The organism is Coleofasciculus sp. B1-GNL1-01, assembly GCF_040220235.1.
Classification (GTDB): Bacteria; Cyanobacteriota; Cyanobacteriia; order Cyanobacteriales; family Coleofasciculaceae; genus Coleofasciculus.
The window spans coordinates 22349-35613 of record NZ_JAVJTO010000083.1 but is presented as its reverse complement, the minus strand read 5'-3'; the positions used below and the strand labels follow the sequence as shown (position 1 = coordinate 35613).

The following is a 13265-nucleotide window of genomic DNA, read 5'->3' as shown; positions in this document are numbered from 1 at the left end:
ACTTAGGCGGAAGTCGGCTCTTGATACCCCTGAATCGCTTCGGGTTCAAATTGGCGCAGCACAGAAGTAGCTTGGCGGATTAAATCCTCCGATGCTTTTACCGCAATCAAATATTTACCTGCATTCAGGCGATTGCGATACGTCAGAGCATCACCCCCACCAATGGCGATACCTACGCCACCGCCCACCAAAAGAGCGCCCAGCGCTCCAGCAATAGCGCCGAGAATTCCGGCGATAATGTGATTGAGTAGGCGACTCGCACCAGGAAAAATGGCGATACCCGTGAGGACATTGAAGACATAACCAGCCACAAATCCAAAGGGAATCAGCCAATAGGCTAAACGGATGATTTGTTGAGTCGCCTGTTGATTGGGTTCAACCAAGCCAAATTCATCTGCACTTTGATAGCCTTCGCCTAGGATACTAATCTGAGTCGTTGATAGACCATTTTTAACTAAGGCAGAGGAAGCCGCTTCTGCTTGGGTTCGATTGGGCAATACGGCAATCAGATAAGACATAATCCGATAGTGATGATATCTACAAGTTGAACAAAATAATAGATTTAGGGGAGTTTACGATAATCTTAAAGAATCGAACCCGGCAATAACGTCAGTCTTGAGACGGAATACATCTCCAATACCTTTACCTTGATCTGACCCCACCCTAACCCTCCCCTTGCCAAGGGGAGGGAACTTTCCCCCCTACTTTGAGAATCATATCTACCCCTTTAGAAAGAGGAAAGCCAAGGGGAACAAATACCAAGATGAAGTGGGGGTGTCGGCTATTTCAATATGAGTTAGATTCCGTTAAAACCAAATGGCGATTTGAGGTGATAGGTATGGTTTTCATGACAGATCAAGAACTTGGCACTAGAGTTAAAGATCAAATCCGCTGGGATGGGCGCGTGCCAGCCGCAGATATTGAGATTACGATTGAAGATAGTAAAGCTATCCTGAGAGGCAATGTACCCAGTTACCGCGCCAAAATGGCAGCAGCAGAAGACGCTTGGGTGGTATCGGGAATTCAGAAAGTAGATAACCAACTCCAGGTAAAATATCCACCTGCGGTAACAGTTCCCCCGGACAGCGAAATTGCATCGAGTGTAAACGCTGTCTTAGTTTGGGAACCTGATATTGATTCGGCGAACATAGAAGTCAGTGTTACCTCTGGAGTGGTTACTCTCCGAGGTACTGTGGATGCTTATTGGAAGAAATATCAAGCGGAACAGGATGCTTATGGGATTGCGGGTGTCATCGATGTAATTAACGAACTTGGGGTGGTTCTGACCGATAAACTGCTTGATCAGGTAATCGCTAGAGATATTGAAGCCGCCCTAGCCAGAAATTCTCATGTCAATGTTGAGGATGTCACGGTGGCTGTAGAAAATGGCACTGTGATCTTGGGAGGTAATGTTCCCAATTGGGCGGCGTGGCGATCTGCCTATAACGCGGCTATCTATACTACTGGTGTGGTGGATGTAGTCGATCAACTTAACATCGTTTATACCTAGTTTTGGACTTTGGACAAAATCGAAGTATTTGCGTAACTAATACGCAAATAAAGCAAGAGACAATAGCTTCTCTATCTCAGCTCGAAGAAAAGCTCAGAAATACCGGATTTAGAAGGTTACAGAGTAAAGCTTAGGAGACTTGACTCTTTTGGTTTTTACAAGGTGGCTGTTTTTTGATAACTTGATGGCGGGTTCTCAGCTCTTTTTTTTCACCTTTAATTCTTCCAGGTGAATAACCACGACGTTTGGGGGATTGAGCAGGTATACCCAAAGACGAAATAATTCGGTAGAAGTCCCGTTGAACTCTCTCCAGGAAAGTTATTTAGATGTTTGTTTTGGGGGAGAAACTGAGCCGCATATCTCGGAGAAAAATGAGGGAGTTAAAGACGAGTAAAAATTTTCGGTCATAGTCAAATTATTTCCTCTTCATTAAGTTAAAACATCCAATACTAAAATTAGTTATTTCTGGTTGCAGTGGGTTAGACTTGGGAGCATGTCAGGTTTGCCCGCAATACCCCAGTTAACCGGATAAGTTGGGTTTCGTCCCTCAACCCAACCTACAAAGTTGACATGCACCCGTTAGACTTCTTCCTGTACAACAGTTTCATCTAAAGCTTTCTTGGCAAGATGGGTGAGGTAGACTGTTACGACAATTGTCGCAATTAAGCCAATGATCCGAATCACCCATTTAGCGATTTGAGTTTCCTGCGTGGTGGGTTGATTAGACATATTAACGGCGGCTAAATTGCTAGCCAGGGAACCGATGTAAACGTATACCAAGGTGGCTGGAATCATGCCAATAGAACCCACAACATAGTCTTTGATAGAAACTTGGGTAACACCAAATAGGTAATTGAGTAGGTTAAACGGAAAGATAGGAGAAAGGCGAGTCAGCAGGACAATTTTCCATCCTTCTCTCTTCACCGCTTGATTAATCGCTTTGAATTTGGGATGATTTTCAAGTTGTTTACAAACCCAATCCCGCGAAAGATAGCGTCCAATTAAAAAAGCAAAAATGGCTCCAAACATTGCCGCAATCGTGACATAGATTGAACCCCAAAACAAGCCAAACAAGCAACCTCCTTTTAAGGTCAAGAGAGAACCCGGAATAAATAGTACTGTTGCTAGGTTGTAGATGATTATATATATAATGGGCGCTAAGATACCAAGAGTTTTCACCCAATGTAAGGTGGTTTGCAAAAGTTCCCGAATGTCGAAATGTTTGTTGGCAATAATCAGAAGAACGACTAAACCCCCGATTAGTACCAGTTTTAGCTTTGAATTTAAACGATATTTACTGAGTTGAGCCATTTTATTTTCCTTAGTTTTACCATTTTTATCTGCTTTCCTCTATAGAGACGGAGGTATTTAATCCAATTTAAGTATCATTTATAGATTATTTTTGTTTCAATAATCATGGTTTATAATTGCATCTTATAAAAAAACTTAACGACGATAACGTTCTCGCTCAATTTGCAACCGCTGTCGGACTAACTTGTAGACTTCCTGTGCCAACATCCGCAAATTAGATTCACTGACGAGTTCCGGTTCGTTTGATTGGGAGGAGGGAACGACTGTTGATGAAGGTTGAACCGTTACTTTAGGAGTTTGATAGGTTTCAGAAACTGTTTTTGCTTCCGCTTCAATTGAATCCGCCCCATCACCAGATGTTTTTATTGGATTAGCATAAATGGGACGAAATCCTTCTGGAGTAAACATGAACCCTTCGATATCTTCATCATCGCTATCCTGACTAGAAACCGAACTATCCTCGCCAATTAATTCAGCCAAACTCTCCCAAGAGGTTGGTGTAGTTTGACTAGAGGATTGACTATCTAAATTTAAATCTGAATGACTCTTGTCTAAAGAGATTGAGTTCAATCGTGAGAAACTTGACTCAGGTAAACGATTCTGATCATTCTCAGAACGACTTAAGGACAATTCACCTAATTCCTGATTAATTGAAGTTTCAAAAGTAAGGTTTAACACCTGCAAAGATTGAAGCGAAGACCGACCTAAACTATGAAATTGACCTAAAGAAATTATGGTGTTTAAGTCTTGCCAACTCAAAGGAAGTTGTGGAAAAGATTTGGCTTGATTAACCTTTGGGTAAAATGCCGATATTTCGTTGTTGTCCTCACCAGAAACCCAGCTTCTGGGAATAGTTGACCGTTGGGTGTCGTTCCTCAATCCAACGCCATCGTTAGCTTGAGCATTTTCTGCCAACTTTACAGATTCTTTTTCCCTTTTTTGAGAGATAGCCGCTAATACAGTTCTACCCGTGGAAGAAAGTATGTCTAAGTTATGAACATTTGAGTTAGCCAATAGCCCTAGAGTGGGCAATTTACTGGGCATTTGTCCAAGAGGTTTAGCCGACAGTAATGGCTTTTTTATCCCCAGTGATAGTTCTGAAAATTTCATCAATTCTTTGAAGCTTAAAATTTAGTCAGAGCAAGTTTGAGGTACAATTATCACGAACATTCCTAAACCGAATGGCACTAAAATAAGCATTTCATTTAGGGAGAACCAAAACCCTTGATATACCGTAGGGTGGGCATTGCCCACCAGCCTTAAGTCAGTGACATTCTTCCTAAACCTGTCCTTCAAAACGTGCCATGGCACGTCTCTAAGTAGGTTGGTGGAAATACCAAACTTTTGTCAATATTCCTCAAACCCTTACAAATGACAAATGACAAATGACGATTCTCACTATTAACTTTACCTTTTCCCACCGACTGACCTAGTTAGTTGCTGGGGAAATAGCCAGTGCTAGCCCGTTGTAAATTGGTACTGGCACCGCCGCCACCTTGCTCGGCGACAACCTTTAAGCCTTCGTAGGCAAGCGTTAATTCCTCAATCGCTACGGTACTAGAACTCGCTTGTAAAGCTGGCGTTTTCCAACCGACTGGAACCGCACCAATTAATGTCCAACATTGCATGGTTTCTCCGGCTTGATTAAAGACCAAGATGTTGACATTACGTCGTTCTTTTTTACCAGGATTGAGCGTCTTGTTAATCCAATCCCAAAACACTAAATCTTCGGTAATCCCCCGCTTCAGGGTAACATCATCAAATTTGGCTTGCTTGAGAAAGATGCGTTGTTGTTCGTTAACTCCTCCTTCAAAATAAACTTCTTTATCAATCTGAACTCCTAACCCAGAACACTCACTAAATGAAGCCGTAATCTGACTTTCGATTTCGATATAAAATCGATTAGCGGTGACGTAGTTGAGTTCGTGGGTGATATTACCGTTGTCAGCCATTTATAGTAATCCTCTGTAGTTTTTATGGCGTTCGCGTTGCTTGCGTAAATCCTCTTGCATTAGCTGATACACTTGTTCGCTGACTTTCCGCATTAGTAAAGGATCTTGAGATACTTTGGCAGCAAGTTTTAAGAGAATCGTTCGTTGTTCCTGGTTCATCGTTTATCGGTTTCTCATCCGTCTTCCCCGACTTTGTAATTGCGAGAGATAACTTTCGTCTTCTGGGTTAAATGCTTGTCTTTTAACAGTTGGCATGGTTCCAGAAGACCCGTTCGTCGAATGATCAGTCTCTTCAATCTCGTCCCGTTGATCTTCGACCCGATTGAGCTTATGTCTTAATACTCTCGCTCGTTGCAGTAATTGTTGATATTGACCGAGTTCTGGAGCCTCTTCCCAATCGACTAATACTCGATCTTTGATTGTATTACTAGAAGTTGTTTTCTTGGTAATGTCGCGGCGCTTCTTGAGTTCTTGTGCTTTAATTTGCAAGTCTTGAAAGGTATCAGTGTTGACAACTTGGTTAACCTGCTCTTCTCTTTGAGTTTCGTCAATTTCAATGTTGATTCTCAGTAGTTTTTTAACTGTTTTAGCCACAACTTGACCGTAGCGGTCAATAATGACAACGCTAAAGGTGGTTAAGGCTAACCCGATGGTTGGCGGAACTAACGGTATCCATCCCGCCTGCTGGACAAATACAGCATAGGAAATACCATACAAAACACCACCCGCTACAATCGCAACGGGAATCAGAATCCAAGGGCGGCGAATTTTCCAAGCCAGGGTTCCGCCAACAACGGACCAGAGAAAAATCCAGAGGATTTCAGTTCCTTGAGACCAATACCAAATTAAGGGGCGACCCTCTAAAACGGTACTCAGGATTTGACTGACAACTTGGGCGTGAAGAACCACCCCAGGCATTAACACTCGATCCTGAGCAGCTGCACTAAAGGGTGTGGCAAAATCATCATTGGCTGTGCTGGCGGTGTACCCGACCAAAACCACTCGGTCTGTGACAAGATTAGGATCAATGTTGTCTTCTAAGACATCAGTCAGGGTTACTTGCTCAATGGCATTTTCACCTGACCAATTGATCATGATTTGGTAGTCAAATGCACCTGTGTAACTATAGTTACCGGATTGCTCTTCTAGAGGAAGGAATATCGTGGAATCCAACTTGATGAATTCCTCTGGGGTGGTTAATTCTTCTTCGATTCCCTCTTGTTCTAGATATGACGTAGCTAACCGAAACGGTAAGGAATAGAGGAGGCTATCCGGATCTTGACACAGATGGGGATTTTCTGGGAGTGGTTCCACAAACGGAGGAAATGAAACTAACGCTGTGCGGCGAATGACTTGATCTTGATCAAGCTGCATATCCGCAAAACCAACCCGTTCTGGGGGAACGCCGGGGGCGGGTGGCGTTCCGGGTTCAGTCGCAGAACTCATGACGCAGGCGGCGACCATGTTATCGTTTTGCTCAATAACCTGAATTAAATCCTCACGACCTTCACCAATCGGCACATCCCGTCCAATGTCAATCCCGATCGCACGGGGTTGATAGTCTGCTAGTTTCTTGAGTACCGTTGCTAATGTGGCATCCGTTATCGGAAACTGGTTATAGTTTCGGATATCCTCTTCGCTAATCCCCACGACTAAGACGCGATCGCTTGGCACTGATTCTGGACGCGATCGCACGAGTTGGTCGTAAGCGTCCAGTTCAGCTCCTTCTAAAGCCCCCAACTGTCGCAGTCCCACAATCACCCCTGTCACCACCACACTCGTAAGAACAACTGTACCGCCAAACGCCATGATTCCCTTACCTACGGGATGCTGGCTGAAAAATGAACGCATTTCAGAAATCATCTTGGTATTGCCTCCTGTTCGCTTGAGGGTTAATTCGCTGACAATGCCCACTTTAAGGCGGAATTTATTGGGATTCTCAGCCGGGGATTAAGACAATCGAACTTAATATAAATTAATGTAGAGTCAGTAAACCATAGCCACTGTCTAATTTTATCGGTATATTCATCACTTTTTTTAAAGAAGTGTAATGATACTAGGTTTTACAGACGAGTCCGATAGAATATCAGTATATAATATAGTACCCAGGCAGGTTGTTACTGTCATGGGGCTTAAATTGTATACTGAGCGAGTTTAGACCGTAAAGCTGCTCATTGCCAGCGTCTTGGCTGAGTCGCGATAAACAAAGAAATGAGTTAACCTGGTTTAGCGTTGCTTAAAATTTACAGCTAGGACAGGAAATTTTGCTGAATAGAGAGAAGTCGCTCTGTAGATGAATACGCTAACTTAGTTAAGCTCTCTACTACTGCGTTAATTAAAATTGTATCCATTACCGCCATTGGCAAGGAGTAACATGAAAAAGCCCTCTATATATCTTAAAACGTTTTCCCTAATGTTGTCTCTGGGATTAGTGATGAGTGCCAGTGCCATGGCGATCGCTGGTCTCAAACCGAGTTCACCCAATCAGGAAAATCAGAAGCTTTCAGAAACGTTAGTCGCGGGGAATAAAGGTCTACGCTTCCGACGGCGGAGAATGCGAGCCTCTCGGCGCAGAACTGGAGGGTTCTCGCGGGGAGTCTGCAAAATAGGGGATGAAGAAAAACAAGTTAACGTAACAGCATTATTACCGCAACTGCAAAGTAAGGAGTTGCCAGAAGATGCTCAAGAATCGTCCACAAATGCTCAGATTCCCGTTGAATTGACAGTCGAGGAAACGCCGACGTTCTTAGTTCATATCACTGAGACTGAAGCCGAGGAAGCAGTATTCACGCTGATGACTGAAGACAGGAGTGAGGTTGTTCATGAAGCAACCATTTCTCTAGACAATCAAACTCCCGGAATTGTCAGCATTAGCCTCCCAGAGTCCGATCCGGCTAATCCAGATAATGAATTGTTAAAAGTAGATCAAATCTACAACTGGTTCGTAACTATTCCTTGCGATCAGACTGATTGGAGTCAAAATCCTACAGCAGAAGGTTGGGTGAAACGAATTGCCAAGGAAGAGTCTTTGCAGCAAGAGTTAGCCAAAACCCCAGACATGGAGCAACCGAAAGTATTTGTGGATCATGGCATTTGGACAGAGGCAGTGAGTTCACTGGCGAAATTACGGGAGCGTTATCCGAATAATCCTCAAGTTCAAGCCGACTGGAAAGATCTCCTAGCATCTGTGGGGTTAGAGAATCTTGTTGCAGAACGTCCCGTTAATAGTCCTGAGTCTGAGGTTGATAATTAACTTTATCTTCAGACGACTGAGCTATTGTAAATTTCAACTCCAAACCCTAATGTCTGCCCGGATTATGATGCAGACCCGGGAAAAGCTGATCCGCTTTTCCCCAGCTAGAGGCGTTTCGGGAGAACGTCTCTACAGATAAAAATAAGGATAAGGCTAGACTTGTCTCAAGAGCTGCCATTGGCAAAACGTAACATGAAAAAGCCCTCTATCTATCTGAAAACATTTTCCCTGATGTTGTCTGTGGGATTGGTGATGAGTGCCAGTTCCCTGGCGATCGCTGGTTTCAAACCCACTTCGTCCAGTCACAATGATCAGAAGCCTTCAGAAACCCTCTTTGCTGGAAATAAGGGGCTACGATTTCGTAACCGCAGCATTAGAGCGTCTCGGTGGAGAACCCCAGGATACTCGCGAGGTTCGGGTATGTGCTATGGAGAGGAAGTCGAGGTCACACCCTTAGTACCAGAAGTTGCAGAAAAAAACACAATTCCAGTTGAAGTAACGGCATTACCGAATCCGACATTCTTGGTTTACGTGGGTGAGACTCAAGCCAAGGAAGCAGAATTTGCATTGCTGAGTCCAGACAAAGGGATTATTTATCACGAAATAGTTTCTTTAAACGAAACGCCAGGAATTGTCATGTTCACTCTGCCAGAACCGATGACAGAGGAAGAGGAGCTACTCAAGGAATCGGAAAAATACCAGTGGGTATTTTCCCTCAGTTGTGAGCAGGGGGGTGATGCTTCTGCAAATTTGACGGTCGAAGGGTGGGTTGAGCGTGTTTCTCCAGAAACCGAACTTGCTCAAAAGTTAGCCAATGCATCAGAACGGGAAAAGCCAGCTATTTTCGCTGAATATGGCTTCTGGATGGATGCAACAGGTAGATTGGCTCAGTTACGTAAGGATTCCGATGATCCTCAAGTTCAAGAAAATTGGCAATCTGCCTTGAACTTTGCGGGTCTAGATCAACTGATTGAAGCACCGTTGGTGAGTCATTCTGGGTCAACTGTTGAAATCAATGCTGAAAATTGACTCAAGGTTGTGAGGGATAGGTTTCAGGGAAAAGGTTTAACCTTTTCCCTTTTTGATTACTGACAGTGGTTAGATTGGCATCCTTTTTACACGCTCGCCGTTTCTCGCAAGGCGTCCAGCACGGTATCGTGAATCACACCATTGCTGACAATGACCCCCTGATTATCAGACAGTTTGGCACCGAGAGAAAAGTTGAGGGCTTTCCCGTGCATATCGGTCACCCGTCCCCCGGCTTCCTCAACTACAATTGTTCCCGCCGCATGATCCCAAATCTTTTCCCGGTAGTCTGGAGACTTGGGTGATGGCAAACGCAGGTAAAGCGATGCACGCCCCGACGCGACTGCGCCATACTTGGCTTGAGAATCCATCCGCAACGACGGTGTGGTAATGCCTACAGCTTTGGCAACTGCATCCTGTCGTGAGTGATCCCCGTGACCGGATTCCACACTCTCGACAAAGCGCATCGCCTCCTGACTATCAGCCTTTGTCACCTGAATCGGCTGAGGTTCTCCGCCAGAGATGGGAACCATGGTTGCACCCTGACCCCGTACCGCTACAAATAGGACACCCTTTTCTCCATCGGGTTGATAGGGTGAAACGGGTAAAGCGGGACAAGCTAAAACACCGAGTTTCACTTCACCCAGTTCTACCAGGGCTAAAGCTACGGCGTATTGGTCTTGACGCAGAAACCCTTTTGTGCCATCGATGGGGTCTAATGTCCAATAGCGCCCCCCAATCTGACTATTGCCGCGATCAATCCAGTCCAATACCTGATCGGGTGTCGCATCACCAACGACAGACTTGACGTAGTGACTTACCCGATTCAGTTGATCAGCCATTTCGGGTTGACGCAACTGGGACGCATCTTCTTCGCCCACCACAAGGTCATCAGGAAACGCCATCGCTAACGCTCGACAGATAACCGCTTGAGACCCCAAATCCGCTACTGTGACCGGGCTTTTATCGCTCTTTTCCATGGCTTCAGTCACCTGTTCTTGGCGAACTTGCTCACAGAGTTTTGCTGCTGTCAGTGCCGCCTCAATGGCTACCTGTTTTTCTTGCTCGTAAGACATGATAAATCTCTATTGCTCCATAATACTCTCAAACAACCTGGCTTAAGAACGGGTGGGAAAACACCCCATTAAGCGGCTTTAGCCCGTCCTTACCCCCAGACAGATATTTTTTATTCTGGTAACGAGGGCAATTGCTCTCGTGGGGGTTTGCTTACAACACTCCTCTTAATGAGCCTTTCAATGTTAATACCCTGCTACTGGTCGAGAAGCCGCTTCCCGTTGACCTTGAGTACTGTTTGGTCGCACCCTTGGGTTAGGTTTAACTTTCCCGATGTCACCACTGATCACGATCTACCCAAACCTGTACCCGGATTAATCTGTACAGTGGCATAAAACTAGGAGCGATCGCTGTAACGTATTGCCGCTTCCATAATGACCTCTCGACAGAGCGATCATCAAGGTTCAAGCCAAGATTTCAGGAGAGATGGGGGAGCGGGGGGAGCTGAGGGAGCTGAGGGAGCTGGGGGAGCGGGGGGAGCTGGGAGGAGCTGGGAGGAGCTGGGGGAGCTGGGGGAGCTGGAGGAGCTGGAGGAGCTGGGGGAGCTTGTAGAGACGTTCCACTGGAACCTCTAGGAACTAATTCGGGTTCTATTGGATATAGGATTTAAATACATCCACTAATTCAGCACGGCTGACAATTAGTGTGGGAAACGATCGCCCACCGTAATCTTGACCGACTTTCAAGGGGAAAATTGGGTTGGATTCCAAGGACACCCAAACCGCACCCGCTGCTTTTACAATCACCCACGCCCCCGCAATATCCCAAATCTTTGGCGTTGCTTCCATCCCGCCCAGAACCGCTCCTGTGGCAACGGTAATGAAGTTATAACTGGCAACCCCTAACATGCGAATTTTACAGGGGAAGGGTTGCTGTAACAGGGAGGTACTGCGAGAGCAAAGGTTGAAAAAGTGATTGCTACTGAGTTCATCGGGGCTACTGTGGATGGAAAACTCATTCATAAACGCCCCAGGGATGATATCCGGTAATCCCGATTCCCCCGCCCAAAAGCCATGAAAGGATTGTCCGATGGGGGGAAAATGGACATATCCAAACACGGGTGTGCCATGATACAGCAAGCCCAGAGAAATCCCCCAAATCGGAATACCTCGGGTAAAGTTAGTCGTACCATCTAAGGGATCGATAATCCAGCACCACTCCGTATCCGGAAACCGATGTTCCCCTTCCTCACTGATGATTCCGTGACTAGGAAACCGAGACGCGATCGCCCGACGAATCGTCTCATCCGCCCAATGATCCGCTTTTGTCACCAAACTCCCATCCGCTTTCTGCGACGCCTGACAGCAGCGAAAATCAGGCAGGAGTTGGCTACCGACATGGTTGGTAATCTCTTTGGCAAAGTCGAGTACAGACGCCCAAAATTCCTTCATTAGTTAAATAATCCATAGAATTCCTCATCCAGAGTCCCTGGATAGAAATTGTCTACCCTCAAAATTAAGTTAGGGCAGGTTTAGTTAAATCTGGGTGAAACCCGCCCCTACCATATTATCCGTATTAGCCGTCTAAATCATTTTCCATAACCGTCGCGATCGCTTGTTTGGCATTATCCCGGAATTCTTGCACGTTCACTCGTCCCAAAAACCAAATCGCGACAATCATGCCCACGGCTTGCAAGGCAAACACCAAACCATACGCTAATACAGGTGCGGTAAACAGGGTTTCTCCAATGGACAACACCCAACCGCCGATAAAGGTAGCTAACCCCCGTGCGATCGCTTGGGCTAATCCCCATGCCCCAATAAAGGTTCCGGCGGTTTCTGCTGCCGTCAAATCCAGCATCAGACTTAATCCTCCCGTCGTGGTGATTCCCGCCGCGAGACCAAATAACACCATCGCCAGCTTCAAAATCTCTCCCTGTTGGGTAAATCCCGATAGAATAATCACACAGAAGCTAATGGCTACGGATAGACACCCTAATTTCGTCGTATTCTGCTTACCAATATGAGGTACGACTAAAAACCCTGTGGTACTCACACCAATTAATGTCCCTAATCCCCAATAGGAGTTGAGTCGAGTGGTTTCACCAATCGGCATGCCAAAGACATCAGCGCCATAAGGTTCTAACACGCCTTCCTGCATAAACAGGCTAATCGTCATTACCAGTAAAAAGGTGAAAAATAAACCCGTTTGGCGACTGGCGGTTAACACTTTCAGCGCCCTACCCAAGGTAACTTGGTCTTCTCGCTCGACTAAACTCGAACGGGAGGCGTAGCGGGAGTATTTTTTCTCAATTCCTAGAGTGGCTAGGAGGGTTAATCCGATAACTACCAATGGCACGATGATAAACAGGCGGTTGAGGGGAGTCTGTAATGTGGCTAAGGGTGATGACAGAACCTCTGCACTAACCTGTGATCCTGTTTCTGCCGGATCAAGGCTGTTGAGCAAGATACCCCCGGTAATCCCGCCGATAATAATACCCACCATCAGCATTGACCAAGTTGTGCCGATTAACTTGGAGCGATTGTCCTCATCCGAAACATCCACCAGCATGGCGGTAAAGGGTGTAGAACTAGCACTCAGGGCTAAACCATAGAGGGTAAAAATTAATGCCAATACCGCTGTCCAGCCTAATATTTCAGTATTTAATGTCCAACCTCCAGCAGTTTGTACTGCTGCACCCAATTGCCACATCACCTGAACCGCTAAAAAAGCCGCGATCGCAAATCCAGCGGTGCCAAGCCAAACATAACCACTGCGGTGATATCCAAACAGGGGTTTAGCATCGGATAGTTGACCAAACCAAATTCTAGCCGGGGCAACCAGTTGATGCATGGCTAAAACCCCCGTAGCATAAGCCGGATTAATCCCCAGTTCGCTAATCATCACCCGGTTGAGGATACCCAAGGTGAGAATCGCCATAATCCCTAACCCCATCTGGAATAAACCCAGGCGGAACATGGTCAATATCTTGATTCTGGGCAGGGGTTTGTCTGGGGATGAGGGAGTGGACGAGGATTGAGTAAAATCACTGGTTTCCATAGCCGTTAAGACGCGATCGCTTTTTCTGGATGACCTTATAAAACTATACGTTTCCTGAGGGTCTGTAACCAATAAACCCGATAAAATCCAATAAATATGAACAAATGTAACGAGCTTGTAGTAAGGGAACCTTAGCCCT

General features: G+C 45.6%; 12 protein-coding genes and 1 pseudogene. 3 read left to right on the top strand and 10 right to left on the bottom strand.

Going from position 1 to position 13265, the window contains the following annotated elements:
* Window positions 1-2: 2 nt before the first annotated feature.
* Window positions 3-518, bottom strand: a complete 516-nt coding sequence (locus RID53_RS20660; protein WP_446389877.1) for a hypothetical protein — start codon at window positions 516-518, stop codon at window positions 3-5.
* 329 nt (window positions 519-847) lie between these two features.
* On the opposite strand from RID53_RS20660, the gene RID53_RS20655 reads away from it, so the two are divergent.
* Entirely contained in the window at window positions 848-1510 is a 663-nt protein-coding gene (locus RID53_RS20655; RefSeq protein WP_446389876.1) for a BON domain-containing protein, read from the top strand.
* 130 nt (window positions 1511-1640) lie between these two features.
* Here RID53_RS20655 and RID53_RS20650 read toward each other — a convergent pair.
* From RID53_RS20650 to RID53_RS20625, 6 genes and pseudogenes are all read right to left on the bottom strand, one after another.
* Window positions 1641-1814: pseudogene (locus RID53_RS20650) on the bottom strand (NF041680 family putative transposase); the annotation flags it as partial.
* Window positions 1815-2089: 275 nt separating this feature from the next.
* Window positions 2090-2821: a TVP38/TMEM64 family protein gene (locus tag RID53_RS20645; RefSeq protein ID WP_446389875.1), complete on the bottom strand. Its 732-nt coding sequence runs from the start codon at window positions 2819-2821 to the stop codon at window positions 2090-2092.
* A gap of 135 nt (window positions 2822-2956) precedes the next feature.
* Window positions 2957-3931 (bottom strand): hypothetical protein, encoded by a 975-nt coding sequence (locus tag RID53_RS20640; RefSeq protein ID WP_446389874.1) that lies wholly within the window; start codon window positions 3929-3931, stop codon window positions 2957-2959.
* 323 nt (window positions 3932-4254) lie between these two features.
* A complete protein-coding gene (locus RID53_RS20635) occupies window positions 4255-4773 on the bottom strand; it encodes a phage tail protein (protein WP_446389873.1) in 519 nt (172 codons plus the stop codon).
* Entirely contained in the window at window positions 4774-4932 is a 159-nt protein-coding gene (locus RID53_RS20630) for a hypothetical protein (RefSeq protein WP_446389872.1), read from the bottom strand.
* A gap of 3 nt (window positions 4933-4935) precedes the next feature.
* Entirely contained in the window at window positions 4936-6636 is a 1701-nt protein-coding gene (locus RID53_RS20625) for a CHASE2 domain-containing protein (protein ID WP_446389871.1), read from the bottom strand.
* Window positions 6637-7147: 511 nt separating this feature from the next.
* Between RID53_RS20625 and RID53_RS20620 the strand changes: the two genes are divergently transcribed.
* Both RID53_RS20620 and RID53_RS20615 read left to right on the top strand, forming a co-directional pair.
* Window positions 7148-8026, top strand: coding sequence for a DUF928 domain-containing protein (locus RID53_RS20620; protein ID WP_446389870.1), 879 nt, complete (start codon window positions 7148-7150; stop codon window positions 8024-8026).
* Window positions 8027-8218: 192 nt separating this feature from the next.
* Entirely contained in the window at window positions 8219-9055 is an 837-nt protein-coding gene (locus RID53_RS20615; protein WP_446389869.1) for a DUF928 domain-containing protein, read from the top strand.
* Between the two features lie 86 nt (window positions 9056-9141).
* Here the strand turns inward: RID53_RS20615 and RID53_RS20610 are convergent, their stop codons facing one another.
* The 3 genes from RID53_RS20610 to RID53_RS20600 form a co-directional block, all read right to left on the bottom strand.
* Window positions 9142-10128: a 3'(2'),5'-bisphosphate nucleotidase gene (locus tag RID53_RS20610; RefSeq protein WP_446389868.1), complete on the bottom strand. Its 987-nt coding sequence runs from the start codon at window positions 10126-10128 to the stop codon at window positions 9142-9144.
* 588 nt (window positions 10129-10716) lie between these two features.
* The gene (locus RID53_RS20605; RefSeq protein ID WP_446389867.1) at window positions 10717-11517 is read right to left on the bottom strand and encodes an inositol monophosphatase family protein; all 801 of its coding nucleotides are present in this window, start codon (window positions 11515-11517) and stop codon (window positions 10717-10719) included.
* Window positions 11518-11641: 124 nt separating this feature from the next.
* Window positions 11642-13126 carry a BCD family MFS transporter gene (locus RID53_RS20600; protein ID WP_446389866.1) on the bottom strand — a complete coding sequence of 495 codons (1485 nt, stop codon included), beginning with the start codon at window positions 13124-13126 and terminating at the stop codon, window positions 11642-11644.
* Between the last annotated feature and the right edge of the window lie 139 nt (window positions 13127-13265).